The organism is Aeromonas crassostreae, from assembly GCF_054052445.1.
Genome location: NZ_JBSTYM010000016.1, coordinates 47,479 through 69,671, shown reverse-complemented (window position 1 = coordinate 69,671; position 22,193 = coordinate 47,479). Strand labels below are relative to the sequence as shown.

Genomic DNA, 22,193 nt, shown 5'->3' with positions numbered 1-22,193 from the left:
CGCAAGGGGATGGCAAGCCCCCCTGCGCGACAATAAATGCGAGTCATCACTCACTGTTTGGCGCCGTTCCCGTCTTATCTTCCTGACCACAAAGGAGTTAGCCCCCCGGCGAGCCCGGCCTAGCGAAAGTATTCTCGCCGGTAGATGAGGCGATCGTTACCGCGGCTGTTGCCGAAGATGGCAACCCCCTCGAGTGTGTCAGGATCCGACAGCCAGAGCGGCTCGTCCGGTTGCTGCCACAGCGCCACCTTGTAGGGCACCCGCAACACCTGGTTGGGCGCCCCCAGCTGCAGATACGTCAGCCCCCCCTCGACCCTGGCGATGCGCGATCCCGATGCCGTCTGCCCCAGGCCAATGCTGATGCTGCCGCCGTTGAAGCTCAGGGCCTGGCTGGCCGCCTGATAGTCCTGACCCGGATCGGTAAACTCATAGCCGCTCAGATCCAGCTCGGTGCAGCTGTCATCCTGATTGCGCCGCCACCCCCCCTGGTAGAATTCGACCTCCTGCCTGAGGGCCAGGGGCTCGCTGCTCGCCCCCTGCTCGGTCGCCACCTTGAGCCTGCCGTAGCGCAGCTCATCCTGCCCCAGCAGCCGGGCATCGCAGTTGCCCTGTTCCCGGCAATCCCCTCGCCAGGCCGGATTCATGTCCAGGTCCGCCAGCGCCGAGACACCGCCGTCCCGATCGTCGATACGCACCCCGAACGCCAGCTCGATCAACGGATCTTCCGGCCCCTCGCCCCGATCGAAGCGGGTATTGAGCAGCAGCTGCTGCTCCCCTCGCTCGACCTGGTAGAGGCCGGAGGCCCACTGCCCGTCCGGGCTCAGGGTCAGCCGAGCGGAGCGATCCACCCCATCCCTCTGGTTGGCTGCCACCAGCGAGATCTCGCCCCTGGCAAACTCATCCCGGTAGTTGTAGGTCACCCCGCCCACCTTGTTGCGAGCCGAGAGGATGAAGGCGCTGTTGAACGGCTGGCTCATGTAGATGAAGCCGGCGCACATTGGGGTGATCTCGGGCTCATTCAACTCGAAGTCCCACGGCACTATGCGCCCGACGGGGTCGCTGCGGGCAGGGGGAATGGGATAGCCAAAGTAGGCCTCCTGGGGGGTCGCGGTCAGGCGAAACACCCCCACGTCATCCAGTGACTGCACCAGATCGTTGCGGCTGTCCGGCGCCCGCTGGTGTTGGTAGACGGGAGTCTGCACATCGGCATTGACACCGCTGCTCGGCGCCACCACCTCGCTGTCCAGCGCGATATTGGCCATCTCGAAGTTGGGGGTGGTGCCATTGCCGTTGCAGATGTCCGCATCCTCCTCCTTCTCCCACGCCATGGCTCGCAGGGTCATGGGAAAGCTCTCCCCCGCCTTGCGAAAGAGGGGACAACTCACGTCACCGGCCTCGCACCGCCCTTGCTCGGTCGTGATGCAGAGGCCCACCGGCCGGGTAACGAATATGCCGCCCCCCTCCTGACTCTCCATCTCCAGTCCGGATTCGACGCCCGTGCCCTCATAGCGGGCCGATACCTGCATCTGGCCGGCATCGGGATAGCGCACCCTGAGGGGCGCCTCTCCCTGGTCATCGAACGCCAGGGCCAGGGTAACAGGGGCGGTCCCCACGGCTTCATCGTTGATGATGACCTGATGGCCATAGGGGTTGTCCTGGGGCGCCACATAGTGGCTCGACAACGCCACCGGCTTGGTCACATTGGCGAACCCAGGTACGCAGCGCTGGGAGACGTCGTCTTTCTTCACCGCCTTGAGCAGGCCATTGAGCGGCTCGTTGGCATAGCCGTCGGGGATGGCCACCACGAAGCCGCTGTCGGCGAAGGTCAGGGTGCAGGCATCGGCGCTCGGCTCGCCGCTCCCGGCTCGGCACAGGGTTTCGCTGTAGGGTTTGGTGGCCGGCTCCGAGCTCGCCACGCCCATGGTAAGGTCACCCGGCTTGTTGCCGCGCAGCTCGACCGTGACGCTGCCCCCGCTGAAGGTGACATCGGCGCCCGTCACCCACTGACCGGCACCGCCGTTGTCTTCCAGGCTCAGGTGGACGGTGACCGGCTCGGTGATGAGCTCGCTGCAAGCCGGGTTGGCACACGCTCTTATGGTCACCTGCTCCGGGTTACAGGTCAGCCCCTGGCCGCTGTGCACCAGCTCGAAATGATCCACCAGGGTGCCCACCGGTTCGGATGCCAGCGCACACACCTCGATATTGTCGACCTCGTGAATGTTGGTTTTATCGCCGGTCGAGCCAGTCAGGGAGAGGATGAACTGCTCCGGCAGCGGCGCCTGACCCGTCTGGCTCAGCACATCGATGGGCTCAACCAGGGTCACCATGCCATTACCCGTGTCCCGTCTGACCGAGACCAGCGCCTGGGAGGGGTCACGCGAGTCATAAGTAATCTCGTAGAGATGATTAACACTCCCATTACCATCCACGGCAGGAGATAGGCACGTTTTATCCTTAGTCGCATCGTTACATGTACCGGTCAGGTAACGGTAACCCTCCTGCTCCTTGCCGGAGCCACGCAGGGCCACCGATTGCTTGAGCTGATTACCCTGGCTGTAAGAGCCACCCTCTTTGGAGAACTTGCCGTACTCATCCAGGCCTATCCCTAGCCAGCCGCCGGCAAAACCATTGAGCTTGCTCTTCTTGTCAAAACCGTAGCCGAGGGGACCGCCGAAGGCGCCGGGAACCGGGGATATGGCGGCATCAGACAAAACGAGGGCCATACCATCAGCCCCGGTTGAGGTGCCCCCGTAGGCATAGTGGTTAAAAGTGATGGTGATCAGGTTCTCTGCCGCCGGAAAGTGCCAGAGATAGGTGCTGGAGGTGGCCTGTTGTTTCTGCGCCTCCGTCAGGCGCAGGCGTCCGTTGACAATCGCGGGAGTAAAGCTGCCGTTACTGACCTTGCTCACCCAGTTTTCGCTGAGGGCGCCGGAAAAATCGTCCCGGTAACAGGTCAGTTCCGGCTCGGGTTCGGGTTCCGGCTCGGGATCCGGACCACCGGTCCAGGAGGAGTCCACCTCATAAATGATCTTGCTGCCCGCCTTGAGGTTGAGGTTTCGCGCACTAATGCGACCTCGTAATATGGTCTTGTTTTCAAAGTTGGCATCCCCCTCGACATAATAGGAGCCGGCGATCTCTACCGCCGTGGTGACCGTCAGGTTGCCGCCGACATAAATATCGAGCCGCTCGCCCCCCGAAATGGTCGCCCCGCCATGCATGGAGAAGTTCCCACCGAAAAAGATCTTGATCGGTTCATCGCCGATGATATTTATCGCGGCATAGGATGGGCTGTTGAAATTGCCTATATAGTAGGTCTTCCCTGCCTTGAAATTAACAACGGCATCACCTTGCAGATCCATATTTCCGATCACATAAACATCATAATCATCGGAAAAATTAACCTCACCGAACACACTCAGATTACCTATGTCCCAGCGAGTATTATCGACCTCCTTGCCATAACCGCTCTGCGTGCCCACCACCAGCTTGGGCACGGTCCAGTCGGCGATGGTGTGCTGCTGGCTGTCGGTGGTTGACAAGATATCGGGTTTGGCCAGCGGCAGGCTGGGAATACCGGTGATTTCACATTTCCCCTCGACACAGGCCTCTTCACTCATCTCCCACTGATAGCCGTTCACTTCCTTGAAACAGACCTCTCGAGCGCTATAGCCTTCAATGCGTGACTCGCCCTGCATATAAAGGGTGCCTGCCCCGTCGGGACTCTGGGCCGGCCCCGGAAAGACATAATTACAATCTATGGCCGATGCAGAGGCGGCAAAGAGCCATAGCAATAAAGAGAGAAAGATATTTTTTCGCATTCGTCAGCTATTTCCATCCAAGGCGTCGATATCCACTCGAGATGGATACCACAAAGTCCGGACAGGCCGTCATTGACCAACAATGACAACCTGTCCGTTGAAATAAAACTCCTTCCTTGGAATTCGCAGCCGTAATAGACCGCGATGCCGACTCATCCCATGGATGAATATCATGAGGCACCACTCTCTGACTCCGTGAGAAAAACGAACCGTATGAGAATATATGTATCCCTCATCTCGCCACAGGCAAAGGCCGAGATGAGGCTGTTTAACGGCGCAGTGCTATCTCCAGCCCCTCCTATTTCCGGCCCCTGGGAAAAGCGCCACCACCTTATTCAAAAAATTCGCGGCGATAGATGATGCGATCGTTGCCGCGGCTATTGCCAAAAATGCCGATCCCGTCGAGCGTGCCAGGATCCGACAGCCAGAGTGGTTCGTCCGGTTGCTGCGACAGATCGACCCGATAGGGCACCCGCAATACCTGATTAGGCGCCCCCAGCTGCAGATACGTCAGCCCCCCCTCGACCCTGGCACTGACCGAACCCGGCGCCATCGGCCCCAGGCCAATGTCTAAGCTGCCCCCGTCAAAGGCCAGGGTCTGGCTGGCCCCCTGATAGGCCTGGTTCGGGTCGGTAAACTCATAGCCGCTCAGGTCGAGGAGGGTGCAATCATCCAGCTCATTGATCCGCCATTCCCCCTGGTAGAACTCGACCTCCTGCCTGAGGGCCAGGGGGGCGCTGCTCGCCCCCTGCTCGGTCGCCACCTTGAGACGACCATAGCGCAGATCCTGCACGCCGAGCTGACGCGCATCGCAGTTGGACTGTGCAGCGCAATCCCCGGCAATGCCCGCATTCATGTCCGGCGCGGCGATGAGGGTATTGCCCCCGTCCAGATCATCGACCCTCACCCCGAAGGCCAGCCGAGAGAGGGGATTTTCCGGCGCATCACCACGCTCGAAGCGAGTGTTGGGTTGCTCTTCATCGAGCAACGCCACCCCGGCAGCCCACTCGGGAGAGAGCAGCGAGGAGATCCGCGCCGAGCGGTCCACCCCATCCTGATCGTTGGCCGCCACCATGACCACCTGACCCTTGGCAAACTCGTCACGGTAGTTGAGGGTGGTCTTCTGCTGGTGGTTGCGGGCCGACAACGTATAACCGGCGGTGAAGGGCTGTCCCATATAGGTGAAGCTGTATCCCGTGTGGGTGACGGCGTAGCACGCAGGCGTGATGACCCCATTGCTCAAGGCAAAGTCCACCGGCACGAAGCGACCGATGGGCAAGCTCCTGGCCGGAGGAATGGTGTAACCGAAATAGCCAAGTGCGGGCGGCGTCGCCGTCATCTGGAACACCCCGACCTCGTCCAGCGACTGGCTGACGAGGTTGAGGTTGTCATTGTTGTCGGCCGAGTTGCTATGGTCATAGCCGGTCGTGCCGACGGCGGCCTCCACACCGGGCTTGGGCGCCACCAGTTCGCTGCCCAGCGCAATGTCGGCCAGGACGAAGTTGGGGGTCGCCAGGTTGCCACTGCACAGATCTTCGTCATCGTCGGCCTGCCAGGCCACCCCCTGGATATGCAACGGGAAGTCTTCACCGGTCTTTTTGAATACCGGGCAGCTGGCGTAGTCAGCATTGGTGGCATTGGCGTCGCGCACGCACTCACCCTGCGGCGCCTTGATGCAGAGCCCCGCCGGGCGGGAGACAAACTGATCCGCCCCCGTCATCACCAACCCGGCACTATCGCCGCTGCCCTCGTGGCGGGCGTTGAGCTGCATCTTGCCCGCATCCGGGTAGTTGACCGTCAGGGTCACCTCCCCCTGGGCATCGAAGGCCAGTTCAGTGGTGGCGGCCGCCGCCTGGCTAGTGGCGACGGCACTGCCATTGACCGTCACCTTGCTGCCAAATGTATTGCCATTCGGGTCTATGTAGTCGCTCCAGAAGCTGACGGGCTTGCTCACATCGGCAAAGCCCGGCACGCACTGCTGGCTGGCGTCATCTTTCTTGACCGCCTTCATCAGCACCTGCTGCGGCTTGTTGGCATAGGTATCTTGCACATCGAACAGGAAGCCGCTGTCGGCAAAGTCCAGGGTGCAGTCATCGACACTCGGCTCGCCGCCAGCGGCCCGACACAGGGTTTCATGCAAAAATGCGGGGGTCGAGCTGGAGACACCGATAGTCACGGCGCCCGCCGTGTTGTTGCGCAGTTGCGCCGAGGTCGAGCCGTCGCTGAAAGTCACCTGATTGCCGTCGCTCCAGCCATTACTGCCGGTGCTGGGAGAGACACTCAAGGTCGCGGTGACCTGCTCGGTGACGAGCTGGGAGCAGCTCTCATCGGCACAGGCCTTGATCATCACCGTTTCCGGGTTGCACGTGAGCGCCTGACCGGAGTGACTGAGCTCGAAGTGATCGACCTTGGTCCCCCCCATGTCCTCCCCACAGGTGGTTCCGCCGAGATCCACCTTGTCAACGGCATCCTGATCGAAGTAGTAGTCACCGTTCCCGCTGATATCGATGTTGCCTCCCGTCGCCAGCGCCCCTTCGAGCGTGGCGTTACCGGCCACCCTGATGTTGCCCGCCACATAGAGGACGGCATTGATCTCGTTCTGCCCTGTGATGGAGAGATCCCCCTTCACATAGATAAAGAGATTCTCGGGTGGATTGTGGAGGTTGAGCCTGGCGTTGCTCAGATCGAGGTTGTTGAAGTAGAGCCGAGCCGTCACACCGGTGGCGACAATCTCGGCCTGGTTGCCGATGCTGCCCTTGTTGAAGTCATGATCCCCAGGTGCGAAGCTGTTGCTGCCATGGCCACTACAGCGAGTTCCACTCCCCTGTTTGCTGCACACCAGATCTTCAAGGGGCGACACCAGCACGCCCGTCGGGGGCGTCATACTGGCGTTTTCCGTAGGAGGGTCGGTAAAGATATCCTTGCAGCTGGAGAAGGGGCAGATATCGGGCCAATCTCCCTCGAAGGGCTCATGGATGATCTTGCTGTTATCCGTCATGGTGACATTGACCGCCGACACGGCCCCCGTCAGCTGGGCCTCCCCGCTCATGTCCAGATCACCCGCATTCACATAGAGGATGGCGTTGAGCTTGGATTGCCCGCTCATGGTCACCTCGCCGAAGTGGTAGAACATCAGGTCGTTGGCCTTGCCGCCGGCATTGACTGTCAGGCCTTGCGCCAGGGTCAGATCACTCTTGAGGTAGAGTCTGGCCTGGTCGCCACTAGGAAATACCAAGCTGGTCCCGTAACCGCTGCGGCTGAGGTCCAATGTATCGATCCAGTGGCTGCCCCCACTAAAGTACAGGTTCGAAAAACTCCCTATATTGAACGTTTTTACATAATGCGCCGACAGGTACCCATTGATGACGGCATTGTCGGCCGTCTCCACCGTTTGATAGAGCTTGATGGCCAGATCGCTGCGACTGCCCGCCGCCGTGATCTGACCCTGACCCGCCACTGTGAGCCCATGGACGCTCAGCGTACTCTGGCCCTGGAAGGTCATGGCACTGTTGTTCTGCACCTCCAGGTTTCTGATGGACCAATCCCCCGCAGCCATGAGCATCTGGCTCTGCTCGCTCAGGCTGGCCCGAGCCAGATAATGGGGCTGGAAACTGGCAGTGACATTGCCGCTCGAATTGGTTGAGAGTGTCAGTCGGTCATAGACTGTGACGCTCGCACCAGATAACTTGCCGTTGCCCGTGACGATCAGCGCGTTGGCATGGAGGTTCCCCGCCCCATAGAAACCGCTGTTGTTGTCATTCTTGATCGTCAGCGTCCTGGCATAGACGGTCGCGCCATTGAGGTTGAGCACGGCCCCCTCGGAGAGAGACAGGGTATCGAACCGATAGGTCTGGCCCGATTTCAGGGTCGCCACGCACTCACTGCCACCCCAAGATGCACTCTTGTAATCCCCTGCAGCAGGCGAGATAGCGCCATCACAAGACAGATCGCCTTGTCCGCTGTAGGAGGGAAAATCCTCGGGGTTGGCCGGGAAGTCATTGGGGTCACTGATAAATGCAAGACTGTTGAGCGGGCTGGCCAATGAGCCACTGACGTTGCAGTTGGAGACCCAGGTGCCCCCGTCCCAAGAGCCGCCGCTGTTGCAGTTGGCGTTCGACTGGATGTTCTTGCTGAGAAAGGGATAGCTGGTTCCCACCGTCGAGCTGATGATCTTGCTCTCGTTGCTCATGCTCAGCACACCGGGAGTGGCGTGACTCTGCACCGGGAAGAGAAAGGCGGCTGTGCACTGATCGGCCGCCTGTACCGAGGCCGCACCCAGCAGCATGGTGAACAGCATGGGACCCCAAAGAGGCTGTCTTGACGTCATGAATGCGGGCTCCTTGCAAGGGGTCTCACGGCGTGGTGCCATCGAAGGCCTCCGCCATCACGCTGCGGCTGACCGCAAAATCGGGGGAGGCGCCGCCGCTGTCATCCCCGCACTGACCGATACCCGTCAGTCGCCACCCCTTGGTGGTACGAGCATTGTGGTCGACGATCACCTCTGTACAACCCAGGCTGGCTCGGCAACCCGCCAATCCCAGCGCATCGGCGGGGAGATCCAGGCTGAGATCGCTGCAGCTCTGCCCCTGCCAGTGGCCGTTGGGATAGAGGCGATAGAGCCCGATTTCGACGGCGCTCTGGGCCGCCATCAGGGCCCGCACGCCACGCACCTCCACCGTATTCTTCTCGCTGCTGTCGAGCAGGAAGCGTCCCATGGCGGCGGCGAGCAGCCCCATGATGACGATGACAAACAGGGCGACCATGATGGCACTGCCGCCCTGGGGCGCCATGACGCGCGGGGATCTAGGGGACATTGAGCTGCTCCAGCGTGTGGTTGAAGAGCACCCGCTCACCGCCGCGCTCCACCTCCAGTCGCAGCCCCACCTCGCTCTCGTTGAAGGCCCCCTCCTCCCGATAGAAGTAATAGGAGTGAGGACGGAGATGCTCCGCCATCAATACGCCCTCACCCGGGTCGGGCAGCGACCCGCCGATGATGGTGCTGGCCCGGGTCAGGGTGGTGCCCGTCACGCAGTAGCGCACCTGCTCACGGGCAAAATAGACGCGGCTGGCGGGGGAGAAACCATCCAGCCCCGGGCCGTCGTAGTGGATGGTCTGCGCGCCGGATACGGGGGGGGTCATCACCTGCGTCACTTGCACGACGCAGCGGCCATAGTCGCACCCCTCCAGCAAGGGCTCAGCCGTGTTGGACACAGGCACAGGAAACACCACCAATTTATCCCCTGCCTTGACGGCATTCTCATCGACACCCAGTGGGTTGGCCGCCGAGGCCGGCGTCGCCATCACCAGGGCCAGTGTCGATGCGCTGTCTGACACGGCGAGGTTAAGGGCAAGATAACGGCTGGCGGTGGCGATGGGCCAGAAGCGCAGACAGCTGCCCTGATCCAGGGCGTTATATGCCTCGTCCTCGATACGCAGCGAGCCGGGCACGGCGTCGCGCACCTCGCGATTGAGCCGCTCCAGGGCGAAGCGGGCATCGCTCATCAGCTGCTCCCGGCGGCTGGCATCCCCGTAGATCTGGGTGCCGATGCCGATAAACTGGCTGGCGAAGGTGGCCATGACCCCGAGCAGCAGGATCACCATCACCAGCTCCACCAGGGTAAAACCGCAGGCACGAACCGGGTTGGCACCGAGCGCGCGGGATCCAGGGGCGGCGCGATGGACGGCTATCGGCTTGCCCATCAGTAGTTCCCCCGATAGACGCTGAAGTCGAGCACGGTCTCATCCGGCAGCATCACCTGCAGATCGATCCGCTTGCCTATTGAGCAGGGCGCAGCGCAGATCTGGAAAGTGCCATCCTGAAAATCGACGCCGGTCACCGCAATCTTCACCCGGTAGTTGCGATACTCCTCATCCCTGATCAGGTTCCCCTGCCGGGTAAATGTATTGGCCGCCACCCAGTTGCCCGCGGTATCGAAATCGTCCACGTCGTTGTAGGCATAGGGGGCTGGCTCACCATCGGGGCCATAATAGGTTGCTTGCCAGCCGGCAATAGCTGACTCTGGTGGTTTTTGGATACAAGAGGGTGTATTGCGAGGACAGCTGCAATCCCCATAAAACTGCCCATCGACTGTCTCACCGCAGCGGTAGCGGCCGCCGTTGTGATCCGAGTATTCATCGAAGGATTTTTGCAGTATCTCCCCGAGCAGCCGCTGGGCCAGCTGGGCGGCGCGCACCTGCTGCACCGGATCCACGGCGCGGGGGGCCTGGTTGATCAGCAGGCCGAGGATCCCGGTCAGCGCCACCGACAGCAGCACTATGCCGACAATCAGTTCGATCAGGGTGAAGCCCCGGGCGCGCTTAACGGAGGGCATGAACATATCCTTCCGCCTCAATGCGCAGCCGGGCAATCTCGCTGCCACCGCTCACCGCAAGGTCGCAGCCGCCAGCACAATCACCCAAAGGGCGACCCGTCGACTCATCAAAGGTCAGGACCAGGGGAGAGAGCTGGATACCGCCAGTGGCGGTCACGACCCGTCCCTGACGCAGCGCGTCTGGATGCCAGCCATCGATCCCCCCAGTGGCAGCACAGTCCCCGGTCTGGGTCAGGTGAGCGAAACGGTTGGCCTCCACCACCAGCTGGGTGCAGCGACCCACCCCTTCGTGCATGTTCATGGTCTGCACCAGCCGCAGCCGGGTCACCAACTCATCCCGCAGGGTATGGGTTTCAAAGCCGCCTTTGCCCAGCCACTTGGGCACGGCAAAGGCGGCCAGAATCCCGAGCAACAGGATCACTATGACCAGTTCAATCAGGGTAAAACCATCATCTTGTGCCGTCATGGCGCAGCACTCCTGAAAAAAGAGAGAGGGCAGCCCCTCTCTCTCTGGGATAAGGATCGAAATTACTTACAGGCAGTGACTTCGGAGGTCGGCAGAGAGCCCGAGGCCGCCTGGGTATAGGTGACGAAGCAGTTAGAGGCGGTGGCAGAGGAAATGCCGGCCGGGAAGATCTGGATGCTGCCGGATGCTTCAGCACCGAAGCTCCAGTCATCCGTGCTCAGCTCGAGCACCTTCTTGAGATCCGCCTCGGTTGCCTGGGGGTAGCCATAGGCGATAGCCACACTGACGCCATTGCCAATATCCAGACTTTCAGTTTCGGCAGTATCCTTGCCCGCGATAACGGCTTTGCTGTACACCATGGCGCCGGCGGAGTTCAGGGAGCCCTCCACGCCTTTCAGGGTGGCGGTACGAGCATCATCCTGCAGATTCAGGAACTTGGGTGCGGCGGTGACCGCCAGAATACCCAGGATGATGATCACGATAACCAGTTCGATCAGGGTAAAACCCGCTTGCTTCTTCATGTTTACTGCCCTCTTTGGATAATGAAATCAGTTGATATTGGTGGTCACCTGACCGGAGGCCGGTCGGTAACTGAAACTCATGTATGCGTCCGTGCTCCCTTGCGGGTCCTGGTACTGCCCATCACTGCCCTTACTCAGACTATTGACCAGGTAGTAGCGGCAGACGGAGTCGAGGCCGTTGCTGGATACGGTGGCATAGTATTTCAGGTCATTACCACTACCGCGCACCTCGCTGAAGCTGGCGGTAGCCTTGGGGGGATTTTGCAATAATCCGTCCCAAATTCGCAGACAGCGTTCAGCCGTCAGATTGGCCGGGTCGACGTCGGTCGCCCCGTTTCCCGTGTCCATGGGATAGCCGGGAGAGAGCTCCCCATTGGCTACCTGGCTGTCGGTGGGGGTGGTCAGGTAGAAGCGGGTACCGTCATAGAGCACGGTGTTGCGCGCATCCTGCTTGGCCCGCCCCTCGGCCTCCCACTGGGCCCGCACCAAAGAAACGGCCGTAGCATAACCGCCCGATACCCCTTCCACACTCGCTTTTTTCGCCTCGTTGGTGACATCGAGAAAGCGCGGCAAGGCGGTCGCCGCCAATATGCCCAGGATGACGATGACGATGACCAGCTCGATCAGCGAGAAGCCCGCGGCGCCTCGCGGCAGGCTCGGGCCTGTGGTGAATACTCTGGGCTTGTGATATGTCATGGCTCCTCCATCAGAAGCGATATTGTTTCATGTAAAGATAATAAAATCATGCGGTTCCATGCTAATCATCAAGCTGCCATTAAGGTGGCGCCTCATCATGCCAGGGGCGAACCGACCCATCGGCGAAGCGATAGTGCAGCCAGTGCGTCTCGCTGCCGATGAGGCAGCCATCCAGTCTTCCCCAAAATTGCAGTGGCAGACGACCCGGCTGCACCTCCCCCATGATGCCTTGCCACAACTGCTGGCAGTTGCGAGATGGCGTGGTCAGAGGCACCACGCCGAGGGGCCAGCCCCGCTCGTCAAACTGCCAGCCCAGCCCCTCGGCATGGAGCAGGTCCGGCCTGCGCTCGTCGAGCCAGCGACCATGGAGGCGCTGCACCCGTTCGGCGAACTGCTGCCCCATCAGGGTCAGCTGGGTGCCCAGCGCCTGTTCACGCTGGTGGCCGTAACCGCCCACCAGGGTGGCAACAAGCACCAGCAATACCAGGATGGCGGCCAGCAACCGGTAACCCGACAGCCAGCGAGCATCCTGCTCTCCCTGGCGGCTCATGGTCCGGTCCCCTTGCTCACCGGCCACCCCGCAGCGCGCTTATCCTGTCCCGCCATGGCGAGAGGGTGAAAATGCCCTATCCTATCGTGGCTCACCGGCCACCTCGCAGCGCCCTCATCCTGTCCCGCCATGGCGAGAGAGTGAAGATGCCCATCCCGATTGCCGCAGCCGCTCACCGGCCACCTCTTACCGCGCCCATCCTGTCCCGCCATGGCGAGAGGGTGAAGATGCCCTGTCCTGTCGTGGCTCACCGGCCACCTCGTACCGCGCTCATCATGTCCCACATGGGGGTGAATATACCCAGCGCCAGCACCAGCACCATGACCGCCACTATGCCGATCAGGATGGGTTCGATGCGGGCGGTGAGGCTCTTGAGGTCGTAATCCACCTCCCGCTCGTAATACTGGGCCGCCTCGTGCAACAGCTCGTCCACCTGACCCGTCTCCTCCCCCACGGCGATCATCTGCATCACCAGAGGGGTAAACAGGGTACTGGCGCCGGCGGTACGCTGCAGGCTCTCGCCGCGCTCTATGCCGCCGCGCATCTCGCGGATCCGCTCGCTCATGTAGGCATTGTCCACCGCCTCGGCCACCAGGGTCAGCGCCTGGTTGAGGGGAACCCCGGCCCTGAGCATCATGGAGAAGCTGCGGGCGAAACGCGCCAGCAGGGATCTATCTATGATGGATCCGACGATGGGCAGCCTCAGCTGCCATCTGTGCCAGCGCAACTGGCCGCCAGGGGTACGCACCCAGTGGCGCCAGCCCAGCGCCCCAGCCACCAGCCCGGCCAGCAGCAGCCACCAGTAGTGGACGAAGAAGTGGGAGGTGGCGAGCAGGATCCGGGTGGCCAGAGGCAGTTCCACCCCAAACTTGGCGAACATGTTGGCGAAGACGGGGATCACCATGATGTTGAGGATCACCATGGCAATACCGATGGCGACCATCACGAAGAGGGGATAGCGCATGGCGGCCTTGATCCGCTTGCGGGTCTCCAGCTCCAGATCGAAGTAGTTGGCGAGCTGCAGGAAGGCCTCTTCCAGCTGACCCGTGTTCTCCCCGACGTGGATGATGGCGATAAACAGGCTGCTGAATACCTTGGGATGGTTCTGCATGGCGCTCGACAGCGGCCGACCATTGCCCAGATCCTCCCCCAGCTGGTGCAGGGCCCGCTTGAGCGCCTTGCTGTGGGCACTCTCCTCCAGCCCGGCGATGGCGCGCAGTATGGGCACACCGGCCCGGGTCAGGGCATACATCTGGCGGCTGAACACCACCAGCTCCTCCAGCTGTACCTTGGGCTCGAACAGCTGGGAGAGATTGATCTCCCCCCCGCCGGCACGCCGCTCCCGCAATTCGGTGGGCATGATGCCGCGTCGCATCAGGCTGTCGGCGGCGGCCAGCTCGCTCGCCGCCTCCAGCACGCCGCTGACCGCCTTGCCGAGCTTGTCGCGGCCCTTGTATGCAAAATTCGCCATGGTTTAACCCAGATCCTCGGCCAGACGCAGCACCTCATCCACCGAGGTGATGCCGCGGCGGGCATAGTCGAGGGCAGCCAGGGCCAGGGGTCGGTAGTGGGGATGCTGACGCGCCGCCCTGGCGAAGCCTTCGGCATCGTTGCGACGCAGGGCATCCATCATGGGCTGATCCAGCTCCAGCAGTTCGTAGACCCCGAGCCGGCCACGGTAGCCGGTGAAGTTGCAGCTCTGGCAACCGCGCCCCTTGTGATAGCCGTGCTGACCCGGCGCCTCGCCGGAGAGGGCGGTAAGCCAGCTCGTCTGTCCCTCGTCCGGGGCCTTGGGCTCGCTGCAGTGTTCGCACACCCGGCGCACCAGACGCTGGGCCACCACGGCGCGCAGGGCACTGGCCACCAGATAGCCGGGGGCCCCCATGTCGATGAGGCGCAAGGCACTGGTGATGGCGTCGTTGGTATGCAGCGTGGTCAGCACCAGGTGACCCGTGATGGCGCCGCGCAGGCCTATCTCCACCGTCTCGTTGTCACGCATCTCCCCCACCAGCAGGATATCCGGATCCTGACGCAGGGTGGTTCTCAGCACCTGGGAGAAGGTGAGCCCTATCTTGGGGTTGACCTGCACCTGGTTGATGCGGGGCAGTCGGTACTCTACCGGGTCTTCTACCGTGATGATCTTCTGGCTCGCCTCGTTCAGCTCCGACAGCGCCCCGTAGAGGGTGGTGGTCTTGCCGCTGCCGGTCGGGCCCGTCACCAGTATCATGCCGTGGGGCCGATGGAGCTGACGGCGAAAGCGCGCGAGGATCTCGGGGGGCATCCCCGTCTCCTCGAGGGTGAGGATGCCGCCGCTCTGATCCAGCAGACGCATCACCACGGACTCCCCGTGCTGCACCGGCATGGTCGACAGTCGCACGTCCACGTCCCGGCCACGCACCTTCATGGCGAAGCGCCCATCCTGGGGCAGCCGCTTCTCGGAGATGTCGAGCCCCGCCACCAGTTTCAGGCGCAGCACCAGGGCCTGGGCGATGCGCACCTCGTTCAATATGTTCTCGTGCAGCACGCCGTCGATGCGCTGGCGGATGCGCAGCACCTTCTCGTCGGGCTCTATGTGGATATCCGAGGCCCCCACCTGCACCGCGTCCTCGAACAGGGAGCGCAGCAGCTTGGCCACGGTCGCCTCCCCTTCGCTTTCGGTCGCCAGGTTGCTGGATCCCAGCTCGAAGCCAGCGTCCTGATACTCCTCGTGCAGCTGCTCGGCGAAGCTCTCTATCTCGCGGGTACGGCGATAGAGGCGATCGAAATAGTCGAGCAACTGCCCCTCCCGGGCCACGGCGAGGCGCATCTCCCGGGGGCGCAGCAGATTGGCGATGGCATCCAGGGCGCTGAGATCGGCGGGATCCGACATGGCCACCGTCACCTCGTGCTCGTTCTGGTTGACCGCCAGGGCGCGATAGCGACGGGCCTGCACCTCGGGCAGAAGGGCCACCGCCTTGCCGTCTATGGTGAGGTTGTTGAGATCGAAGAAGGGCACCCCGAGCTGGCGCGCCAGGAATTGCAGCAGCTGCACCTCGCTGATGAAGCCCAGATCGATGAGGGTGGTACCCAGCTTGTGGCCGGTCTGGCGCTGCTGTTGCAGGGCGAGTTGCAGCTGATCGTCCGAGACGATCTGCTCTTGCACCAGCAGATCGCCGAGGCGCATCTTCAATCTCGGTTGTGCCATGGAAACTCCGTGTTATGGGGTCGACGCCGTGGCGTCGTCCCGATCGAATCAGTTGTCGCGGCCCCACAGGACCGCGGTCAGGGACCCAGTTGCGCCATACGCTGGCCGAGCCACTCCTGGGAGGCGTCGCCAAGAGATGCCCGGTGCAGCCTCGGCGCCTTGCTCAGGGACAGGGCTCAGGTTCAGGGACCCAGTTGCGCCATACGCTGGCCGAGCCACTCCTGGGAGGCATCGCCGAGAGATGCCCGGTGCAGCCTCGGCGCCTTGCTCAGGTTCAGGGACCCAGTTGCGCCATGCGCTGGCCGAGCCACTCCTGGGAGGCGTCGCCAAGGTTGCCGTGCAGCAGGGCGTTGCGATAGGCATCCTTGGCGCGCTGGCCATGGCCCTGGCCATCTTCCGCGATGCCAAGGCCGAGCCACCAGCGGCCCTGATCCGGCTGCACCCGCAGCAGCCGGACATAGAGCTCGGCCGCCTCGGCGTTGTGCCCCAGCTCCTGGCTCAAACCGGCCCAGGTCGCGTAATAGTCGAGGTTGCTGGCCAGGGGGGGCTGGGCGCCACCGAGCCAGGCGAGGGCCCCCTGCTTGTCCTCCTCGGCCAGGGCCAGACGGGCCCGCAGCAGGCGAAAATCCGCCTGGGTCGGCTGGCGGCGAATACCCTCCTCCAGCAGGGCACTCGCCTCGGCGAGGCGCCCCTGACCATAGAGCAGCCCTGCCAGTTGCTGCCGGGCCTGCTCGTTGTCCGGCGTCTGGCGAAGCAGGGCCGTGTACTGGGCCTCGGCCTCGTGCAGCTCGCCCTTGACCAGGGCCGCGTTGGCCTTGCGCTCGCTCAGGACGGCGAGCTCGGCCGGACTCAGTTCTACCGTCTCGATCTTGAGGGAGGCCCGCCGGCGCGGCGCGGCGACCGGCTCGGGCACGGTGGCCTCCTGCTCGGCGGCGAGCTCGGCATAGAGATCCGGTTGCAGTTCGGCATCGCTCGGCTCTCGCTCCTGCCACTGCGGCTCATCCATCTCTTCGCGATCCGCCGCCTCGTCTGTCTGTGTCTGCGCCAGGGGGGCTGGACTGGCCGCCCGCACCGAGGGCACCGCCGCAGCCTGGGCCGAGGCATCAGCCGACGGGCCCGGCGCTGGCGCAGCCTCTGCCGCCTCTGCTGGCGGGAGTGCGGCTGGCTGCGCCTGCACGGGTTCGCCACCGGGCGATGGCGCAGGGGACAGGGCGGCCGTCGTCACCTGGGCCCTCTCCTGCTGCTGTTGCCAATAGAGCCAGCTGCGCCAGCTCAGGATGCCGAGGGCCAGGCCGCAGATCAGGGTGAGCAGCAGCATCCACCAGCCCTGTCCCCTGGGGGGGGGCACATAGACGGCGGCGGGCTCGCCACTGCCCTGACGACGTTCGAGATCGGTCAGCATCTTGTTGATCACACTCACAACCTGACTCCTGCCCGTTGCATGAAAAAGAGGGTATCTCGCATCCTGTTCATGGCCAGAGCCCATAGAGCAGGGCCGCGGCCAGCATCAGGAGCAGCGGCCACCAGCGCCCTCGCCAGGGACGGCTGGCATCCTCGGTATCCCGGATGGCGAGCCACACCTGGGCGGGCAGGATCCGCCGTCCCCCCTCGCCGTAGCCCACCATGAGGCTCTTCTGAGCCAGCACGTTGAGCAGGCGAGGAATGCCGCGGGAGGCGCGCCACAGCAGGCGCTGGGCCGCCCTCGACAAGAGGGGGGCACCGCGATAGCCGGAGACGTGCAGCCTGTGCTCCAGATAGGCCCGCGCCTCGTCCAGCCGCAGGGGACGCAGGGCATAGGAGAAACCGATGCGCTGACGCAGCTGCCGCAGATGAGACTTTCCTAGGCGCACATCCAGTTCCGGCTGGCCGAACAGCACCACCTGCAGCAGCTTGCTTGCCTCCGTCTCCAGGTTGCCAAACAACCGGATCGCCTCCAGGGTCTCATCCGGCAGGGCCTGGGCCTCGTCGATCAGCACCACCACTCGAAAGCCCTGCTGGTGCAGGCCGATGAGGTGGCGATGGATCCGGTCCGTGATGTCCAGCTCGCTGCCCTGCGCCACCGCCAGCCCCAGCTCCAGGGCCAGGGCGATGCGCAGCTCCGCCGGAGTGAGATGGGGGTTGGGCAGCCAGGCGAGTCGCACCGGCTGCTGTTCGGAGCCGAGCTCGGCGAGCAGCTTGCGGCAGAGCAGGGTCTTGCCCGTGCCCACCTCGCCGGTCACCTTGATGAAGCCCTCCCCCTGGGCCAGCGCCCAATGCAGCACCTGGAGCGCCTCCTCGTGGGGCGGCAGGCCATAGTAGAAGCCGGTGTTCGGGGTGAGGGCGAAGGGAGGCTCCCGCAAACCGAAATGGTTCAGGTACATGGTGCCTCCCCTCTGGGTCGTGACGGCGGCTGAACGCTCGGCATCACGCCTCACCGATCCTGGGACGGGTACCATTTATCCAGCAACTCGGAGGAGCGTTGCAGCTCTTTTTGCCAGGTATCCTTGTTCACCACGGTCGGCTTGAGCAGGATCACCAGCTCCACCTTGCGGTTGCTTTCGCTGCGGTTGGTGAAGGCCTCGCCGACCCAGGGGATGTCGCCGAGCAGGGGCACCTTGCTCACTATCTCCTGCTGCTTGGTTTCCATCAGGCCGCCGATGACGATGATGTCGCCGTCATCGGCCTGCACCACAGTATCGGACTCGCGGATCGAGCTCTTGGCCAGGGGCAGCACCAGCGGATTGGCGGTGCCGACGCTGATGGTCTTCTGCTGCTCCTCTGTATCGATGACCGAGGGGTGTATGTGCAGCAAGACCCTGTCCTGCTCGTCGATCTGCGGCGTCACGTCCAGGGCGATGCCCGAGAAGAAGGGGGTCAGCTCCACGTTCGGGTAGACCTGATCCTGGTTGCTGCTGCTGGTGATGGTGGTGGAGGCATCGGTGACGAAGTATTCGTCCGTGCCGACCTTGATCACCGCCTTCTGGTTGTTGGTGGCCGTCACCCTGGGGCTCGACAGGGTATTCACGTCCCCCTGGGTCTTGAGCAGATTGACCGCCACATCGAAGTTGCCGTCGGACATGGTGAAACCGGCGCCGCCGCCCAGGGCCTTGAAGATGGTGTTGGTGCTGGCGGCGACCGTGTTGCTGACCAGGCTGCCGATGCCGGTGACCCCCTTGCCGCCGCCATCCCAGGTCGCGGAGAGACCATTCCAGTCCACCCCCTGCTCGTAGCCTTCATTCAGGGAGACCTCCAGGATGCGGGCCTCCAGCACCACCTGGCGCTTGAGGTGCGATTCGGATTGGTTGAGGAATTCCCGTACCGCCTTGAGCTCCTTGGGATAGGCGCGCAGGGTGACCAGGCCCGCCTGGGGACTGGTGATCACGGCGCGACCTTCCCCCTTGCCGATCAGGGTCTGCAGGGACTCCTTGAGATCGGTCCAGTAGTCGGTGTCGGTGTCCGTCTCTATCTGGGTGCCGTTCTGGCTGTTGATGGAGGATGAGCTGCCGTTGTTGCTCGAGCCGTTCTGGCTGTTGTTGCTGAAATTGTTGTTGCTGTTGGGGTCATTGGCGGTTACCCCCCCGGTGCTGATGGCGGTACGGGACTGGCCACGGCGCGCCATCATCAGGTAATTGACCGGAATGGTCTCGGTGCGCAGCCCGGCCGGGTAGATGTGATAGACAGGCCCCTTGCGCTGCACGTCGAAGCCGTACATCTCGGCCGCCACCGACAGCACCTCGGGCAGGGTCACATCCTTGAGCTCCAGCGAGATGAGGCCGGCCACCCCGGGATGGACCGCCACGCTGTAGCGGGATCCCTTGAACAGGGAGCCGAAGAAGTCGACTGCCTCCACGTCATGGGCGGCGATGCGCAGCCGCTTCTCCGGCATGGCGCTGGGCGCGAGCGGGCGATTGAGCGCCAGCAGCTCGTTTTGCACCGAGCTTGGCACCGCCAGCGCCTGGGCCTGAGCGTTGCGCTGTTGTTCGAGGCGCGCATCGAGCAGCGCGTCCTTGGCCGAGGTGGGCTCAGGGTGGCGATAGCTGGTACAACCTGCGGCCAACAAGGCGAGGGAGAGTAAACAGAGTCGATGTGTTTTCATGAAATGATGGTGCCCTGGAATATGATTCGATGCGAGGTGGCGCACGGCGCCGACATGGTGATGGCGCGCGTCACTGCACTATGCCGCCGGCAAACAGTGGTAACCGCAGGCGCTTGCCGCCCTTGTCGAGCAGCACGGCATCGGCGTCTATGCCGACCAGCTGGTAGCCGTTGACCCGCTCGCCTATCCGGTAGCTCTGTCCGTTCAGCACGGCCCGCGCCGGGCCATTGCCCAGCATGATGCTCTGCAACTTGGGCAGGCCCCGTTCCTGGGGAGCCTTGGCGCTGCCCGCCACCCCTTCCAGGGGCAGGGTCGGATCCCGCAACACCTCAGCCTGGGCGAGCGGCGATAATAAAAAGATAAACATCAATAACTTAACCACGGATAAACTCCCTGCTCGTACTCAAGGTGTATATCTCCATCTCCACCTGTGCGCCGGGGTGAGTCTGCACCCGGTAATCGAACAGCCGCCAGTAGAAGTGACGCGGCAAGGCCTCCAGCGCCTTGAGATACTGGTACACATCGAAATAGCTCCCCTCCAGCTGAAGGCGGATGCCGTGCTTGAACAAGTTATTACTCTGCTCCCCCGCCATCAAGGGGGTGGGCGCTATGCTGGTCAGGGCCACCATGTGCAGACGGGAAGAGCCCGCCAGCAGGGTCTCCAGCACGGCAGCCATCTCGTCGGCCGGGATCAGATCCACCATCTGGGCCTTGAGATCCCCATCGAGGCGGGTCAGCTGCCGATCGACGTCGACGAGCTGATTACGTACCCCCAGGTTGGGATCCCGGTTGAGCCTGGCCTGCTTGCCCTGGTTCTCGAGCCCCATGATCTCCAGATCCCGCTGGGCGGTGACCAGGGCCTGTCTGTCTTGCAGCAAGCGGGCCTGGGCCCCTTCCAGCCAGCCGTAATAGAGGACGGCGAACACCAGGGCGAGGCCGGTCAGCAGGATCAGTATCCGCTCGCGCGGACTCAGGGCGGCGACCCGATCGCCATATTGTTGCCAATGGGCTCTCATCAAGGGGTCTCCCGCGCAATACCGCTCAATTGAAATTGCAGCCGTCCCGCCGGATCACGGCTCAGGGTCAGCTCACCAAACTCTTTTCCCGCCAGGGTCGGCATCTGCTTGAACCGGTTGACCCAGGCCGGCACGTCCTGACTGCTGCGCGCCACCCCGGCCAGGTTGATGTGACCCTCGTTGATCTCGATACGCTCCAGGGCGAGCCTGTCGCTGGCCAGACGAGCCAGATCCGACATGAGCCCGGCATAACCCTGGGATTTTTGCAAAGAGAGGCTGCCGAGCTGACGCATCAGTGCCCGCTTGGCGTTCAATTCGTCACGCTTTTCCGCCAGTTGGCGTTGCAGCGCCTCGTCGGCCTGATGACGGGCCAGGGCGGCATCGAGGCGCTTGGCCTCGCCGCGCTGCACATCCAGGGCCAGCCTCACCTGGGCCAGCTCACGGCTGACCCCCTGCTGTTGCCAGAGCGTCCAGCCCCCCAGCCCGACCAGCAACAGGGCGAGCAGACCCCAGACCAGCAGCATCTGGGGCAGGCTGGCCCACTGGCGGCGCGGGTGGAATTCGGCGCCGTAGAGGTTGAGGGTGCGTTTCATCACGGCCTGGCTCATTGCTGACCTCCCAGGGCGGCGCCATAAGCAGGGAGATATTCGACCCCGGCCAGCACAGCCTTGTTGGCCATGGCGGAAACGGGCAGGGAGAAGGTCTGTTCCATGTGACGCACCAGGGTGCCGATGAAGGGGGAGGCGATGGCCAGTTGCAGAGCCCCGATCTCCGGCAGCTTGAGCTGGCCGCTCAGGTAATCGAGGGAGCGCTGGATCTCCAGCATCAGGCTGTCGAGCTGCTGGGGATCTGGCTCATGCTCGCCGGTCAGGGCAGCGAAACCGCGCAGCTGGCGAGAGAAGCAGAGTCCGCCCCGGTGGAACACCAGCAGTTGCAGATCCTGCCCCTTGGCTTGCCACAGCAGCATGCGCACCCGGCTGTCAGCCTCCTGGAGGGGGATCAGCGCCAGCTCGTCGTTCTGGATCGCCTCCAGCCTCGCCACGGCATTGATGGCCTCCGCCACCAGCTTGATCCGGCTCTTGGGCACGCAGACCACATTGATGCGCGCCTGACCGGCAGGGGGGGTCGGCAGGTCCACATAATCCATTGCCAGTTGCATTACCGGCTCGCTGACGTAATCTTTGACCGCCCAGGGCAAGGCCCCGGCCATCTCGGCCTCGGGCACGGCAGGTTTGTCTATCTGTACCTGCTGGCAGAGATTGGCGGCCAGGGCAACCCGCACCCGGGACTTGGCGAGGCCATGGCGCGCGAACAGCTCGGCAATGGCGCTCGGCCACTCCTGCTGGCTATTGATGCGGCGACTGGCGAAAATGGGGGGATCCATGAGCGCGGCCAGCATGACGCTGTCCTGAGACAGCAACAGACCGACCAGACGCCCCTTGGGCTTTGCGGAAAAAAAGGACGTCATAGCCATCGATACCTGACCGCAAGAAAGGAAATTAGTTTTAACATGAACAGCGGGTTAGCCTCTAGAT

General features: G+C 63.0%; 19 protein-coding genes. 1 reads left to right on the top strand and 18 read right to left on the bottom strand.

The annotated features are described in order from the left end of the window. Positions 1-119 precede the first annotated feature (119 nt). Positions 120-3,218 (bottom strand): DUF6701 domain-containing protein, encoded by a 3,099-nt coding sequence (locus ACW5W4_RS13450; protein WP_456689720.1) that lies wholly within the window; start codon positions 3,216-3,218, stop codon positions 120-122. Between ACW5W4_RS13450 and ACW5W4_RS13445 the strand changes: the two genes are divergently transcribed. Continuing rightward, the gene (locus tag ACW5W4_RS13445; RefSeq protein ID WP_456689719.1) at positions 3,213-3,536 is read left to right on the top strand and encodes a hypothetical protein; all 324 of its coding nucleotides are present in this window, start codon (positions 3,213-3,215) and stop codon (positions 3,534-3,536) included. The genes ACW5W4_RS13450 and ACW5W4_RS13445 overlap by 6 nt on opposite strands. A 613-nt stretch (positions 3,537-4,149) precedes the next feature. Here the strand turns inward: ACW5W4_RS13445 and ACW5W4_RS13440 are convergent. From ACW5W4_RS13440 to ACW5W4_RS13360, 17 genes are all read right to left on the bottom strand, one after another. After that, on the bottom strand, positions 4,150-8,145 hold the full coding sequence (locus ACW5W4_RS13440; RefSeq protein WP_456689718.1) for a DUF6701 domain-containing protein: 3,996 nt from the start codon (positions 8,143-8,145) through the stop codon (positions 4,150-4,152). Positions 8,146-8,170: 25 nt separating this feature from the next. Next, complete coding sequence (locus tag ACW5W4_RS13435) at positions 8,171-8,632, bottom strand: MSHA biogenesis protein MshP (RefSeq protein ID WP_234888187.1); 462 nt, start codon at positions 8,630-8,632, stop codon at positions 8,171-8,173. Beyond that, positions 8,622-9,518: a PilW family protein gene (locus tag ACW5W4_RS13430; RefSeq protein WP_456689717.1), complete on the bottom strand. Its 897-nt coding sequence runs from the start codon at positions 9,516-9,518 to the stop codon at positions 8,622-8,624. Before ACW5W4_RS13430 ends, ACW5W4_RS13435 begins: the two co-directional genes overlap by 11 nt. Then, positions 9,518-10,150 (bottom strand): type IV pilus modification PilV family protein, encoded by a 633-nt coding sequence (locus ACW5W4_RS13425; protein WP_456689716.1) that lies wholly within the window; start codon positions 10,148-10,150, stop codon positions 9,518-9,520. The genes ACW5W4_RS13430 and ACW5W4_RS13425 overlap by 1 nt, the downstream gene beginning before the upstream one ends. After that, positions 10,137-10,616, bottom strand: coding sequence for a pilus assembly FimT family protein (locus tag ACW5W4_RS13420; protein WP_456689715.1), 480 nt, complete (start codon positions 10,614-10,616; stop codon positions 10,137-10,139). The genes ACW5W4_RS13425 and ACW5W4_RS13420 overlap by 14 nt, the downstream gene beginning before the upstream one ends. Positions 10,617-10,678: 62 nt before the next feature. After that, on the bottom strand, positions 10,679-11,137 hold the full coding sequence (locus ACW5W4_RS13415) for a prepilin-type N-terminal cleavage/methylation domain-containing protein (protein WP_456689714.1): 459 nt from the start codon (positions 11,135-11,137) through the stop codon (positions 10,679-10,681). Positions 11,138-11,164: 27 nt separating this feature from the next. After that, the gene (locus ACW5W4_RS13410; protein WP_456689713.1) at positions 11,165-11,833 is read right to left on the bottom strand and encodes a type II secretion system protein; all 669 of its coding nucleotides are present in this window, start codon (positions 11,831-11,833) and stop codon (positions 11,165-11,167) included. A 79-nt stretch (positions 11,834-11,912) separates the two neighbouring features. After that, on the bottom strand, positions 11,913-12,383 hold the full coding sequence (locus ACW5W4_RS13405; protein ID WP_456689712.1) for a hypothetical protein: 471 nt from the start codon (positions 12,381-12,383) through the stop codon (positions 11,913-11,915). A gap of 247 nt (positions 12,384-12,630) precedes the next feature. Continuing rightward, positions 12,631-13,854, bottom strand: coding sequence for a type II secretion system F family protein (locus tag ACW5W4_RS13400; protein ID WP_456689711.1), 1,224 nt, complete (start codon positions 13,852-13,854; stop codon positions 12,631-12,633). Between the two features lie 3 nt (positions 13,855-13,857). Then, positions 13,858-15,567: an MSHA fimbrial ATPase MshE gene (mshE, locus tag ACW5W4_RS13395; RefSeq protein ID WP_456689710.1), complete on the bottom strand. Its 1,710-nt coding sequence runs from the start codon at positions 15,565-15,567 to the stop codon at positions 13,858-13,860. 274 nt (positions 15,568-15,841) lie between these two features. Continuing rightward, positions 15,842-16,987: a tetratricopeptide repeat protein gene (locus tag ACW5W4_RS13390; RefSeq protein ID WP_456689709.1), complete on the bottom strand. Its 1,146-nt coding sequence runs from the start codon at positions 16,985-16,987 to the stop codon at positions 15,842-15,844. Between the two features lie 49 nt (positions 16,988-17,036). Further along, entirely contained in the window at positions 17,037-17,927 is an 891-nt protein-coding gene (locus tag ACW5W4_RS13385) for an ExeA family protein (protein WP_456689708.1), read from the bottom strand. A 50-nt stretch (positions 17,928-17,977) separates the two neighbouring features. Then, positions 17,978-19,642 carry a pilus (MSHA type) biogenesis protein MshL gene (gene mshL, locus ACW5W4_RS13380; RefSeq protein WP_456689707.1) on the bottom strand — a complete coding sequence of 555 codons (1,665 nt, stop codon included), beginning with the start codon at positions 19,640-19,642 and terminating at the stop codon, positions 17,978-17,980. A gap of 70 nt (positions 19,643-19,712) precedes the next feature. Further along, a complete protein-coding gene (locus ACW5W4_RS13375; RefSeq protein ID WP_427262479.1) occupies positions 19,713-20,009 on the bottom strand; it encodes a SctD/MshK family protein in 297 nt (98 codons plus the stop codon). A gap of 7 nt (positions 20,010-20,016) precedes the next feature. After that, positions 20,017-20,658, bottom strand: a complete 642-nt coding sequence (locus ACW5W4_RS13370) for an MSHA biogenesis protein MshJ (RefSeq protein WP_456689738.1) — start codon at positions 20,656-20,658, stop codon at positions 20,017-20,019. Continuing rightward, positions 20,658-21,251 carry a PilN domain-containing protein gene (locus ACW5W4_RS13365; protein ID WP_427262477.1) on the bottom strand — a complete coding sequence of 198 codons (594 nt, stop codon included), beginning with the start codon at positions 21,249-21,251 and terminating at the stop codon, positions 20,658-20,660. The genes ACW5W4_RS13370 and ACW5W4_RS13365 overlap by 1 nt, the downstream gene beginning before the upstream one ends. Positions 21,252-21,262: 11 nt before the next feature. Further along, complete coding sequence (locus tag ACW5W4_RS13360) at positions 21,263-22,126, bottom strand: MSHA biogenesis protein MshI (protein WP_427262430.1); 864 nt, start codon at positions 22,124-22,126, stop codon at positions 21,263-21,265. Positions 22,127-22,193 lie beyond the last annotated feature (67 nt).

Bases quoted from the DNA above. Each gene is read 5' to 3' on its own strand.
- ACW5W4_RS13445 (WP_456689719.1), top strand. From the start codon at position 3,213: ATGCATGGAGAAGTTCCCACCGAAAAAGATCTTGATCGGTTCATCGCC.
- ACW5W4_RS13450 (WP_456689720.1), bottom strand. From the start codon at position 3,218: ATGCATGGCGGGGCGACCATTTCGGGGGGCGAGCGGCTCGATATTTAT.
- ACW5W4_RS13440 (WP_456689718.1), bottom strand. From the start codon at position 8,145: ATGACGTCAAGACAGCCTCTTTGGGGTCCCATGCTGTTCACCATGCTG.
- ACW5W4_RS13435 (WP_234888187.1), bottom strand. From the start codon at position 8,632: ATGTCCCCTAGATCCCCGCGCGTCATGGCGCCCCAGGGCGGCAGTGCC.
- ACW5W4_RS13430 (WP_456689717.1), bottom strand. From the start codon at position 9,518: ATGGGCAAGCCGATAGCCGTCCATCGCGCCGCCCCTGGATCCCGCGCG.
- ACW5W4_RS13425 (WP_456689716.1), bottom strand. From the start codon at position 10,150: ATGCCCTCCGTTAAGCGCGCCCGGGGCTTCACCCTGATCGAACTGATT.
- ACW5W4_RS13420 (WP_456689715.1), bottom strand. From the start codon at position 10,616: ATGACGGCACAAGATGATGGTTTTACCCTGATTGAACTGGTCATAGTG.
- ACW5W4_RS13415 (WP_456689714.1), bottom strand. From the start codon at position 11,137: ATGAAGAAGCAAGCGGGTTTTACCCTGATCGAACTGGTTATCGTGATC.
- ACW5W4_RS13410 (WP_456689713.1), bottom strand. From the start codon at position 11,833: ATGACATATCACAAGCCCAGAGTATTCACCACAGGCCCGAGCCTGCCG.
- ACW5W4_RS13405 (WP_456689712.1), bottom strand. From the start codon at position 12,383: ATGAGCCGCCAGGGAGAGCAGGATGCTCGCTGGCTGTCGGGTTACCGG.
- ACW5W4_RS13400 (WP_456689711.1), bottom strand. From the start codon at position 13,854: ATGGCGAATTTTGCATACAAGGGCCGCGACAAGCTCGGCAAGGCGGTC.
- mshE (WP_456689710.1), bottom strand. From the start codon at position 15,567: ATGGCACAACCGAGATTGAAGATGCGCCTCGGCGATCTGCTGGTGCAA.
- ACW5W4_RS13385 (WP_456689708.1), bottom strand. From the start codon at position 17,927: ATGTACCTGAACCATTTCGGTTTGCGGGAGCCTCCCTTCGCCCTCACC.
- mshL (WP_456689707.1), bottom strand. From the start codon at position 19,642: ATGAAAACACATCGACTCTGTTTACTCTCCCTCGCCTTGTTGGCCGCA.
- ACW5W4_RS13375 (WP_427262479.1), bottom strand. From the start codon at position 20,009: ATGTTTATCTTTTTATTATCGCCGCTCGCCCAGGCTGAGGTGTTGCGG.
- ACW5W4_RS13370 (WP_456689738.1), bottom strand. From the start codon at position 20,658: ATGAGAGCCCATTGGCAACAATATGGCGATCGGGTCGCCGCCCTGAGT.
- ACW5W4_RS13365 (WP_427262477.1), bottom strand. From the start codon at position 21,251: ATGAAACGCACCCTCAACCTCTACGGCGCCGAATTCCACCCGCGCCGC.
- ACW5W4_RS13360 (WP_427262430.1), bottom strand. From the start codon at position 22,126: ATGACGTCCTTTTTTTCCGCAAAGCCCAAGGGGCGTCTGGTCGGTCTG.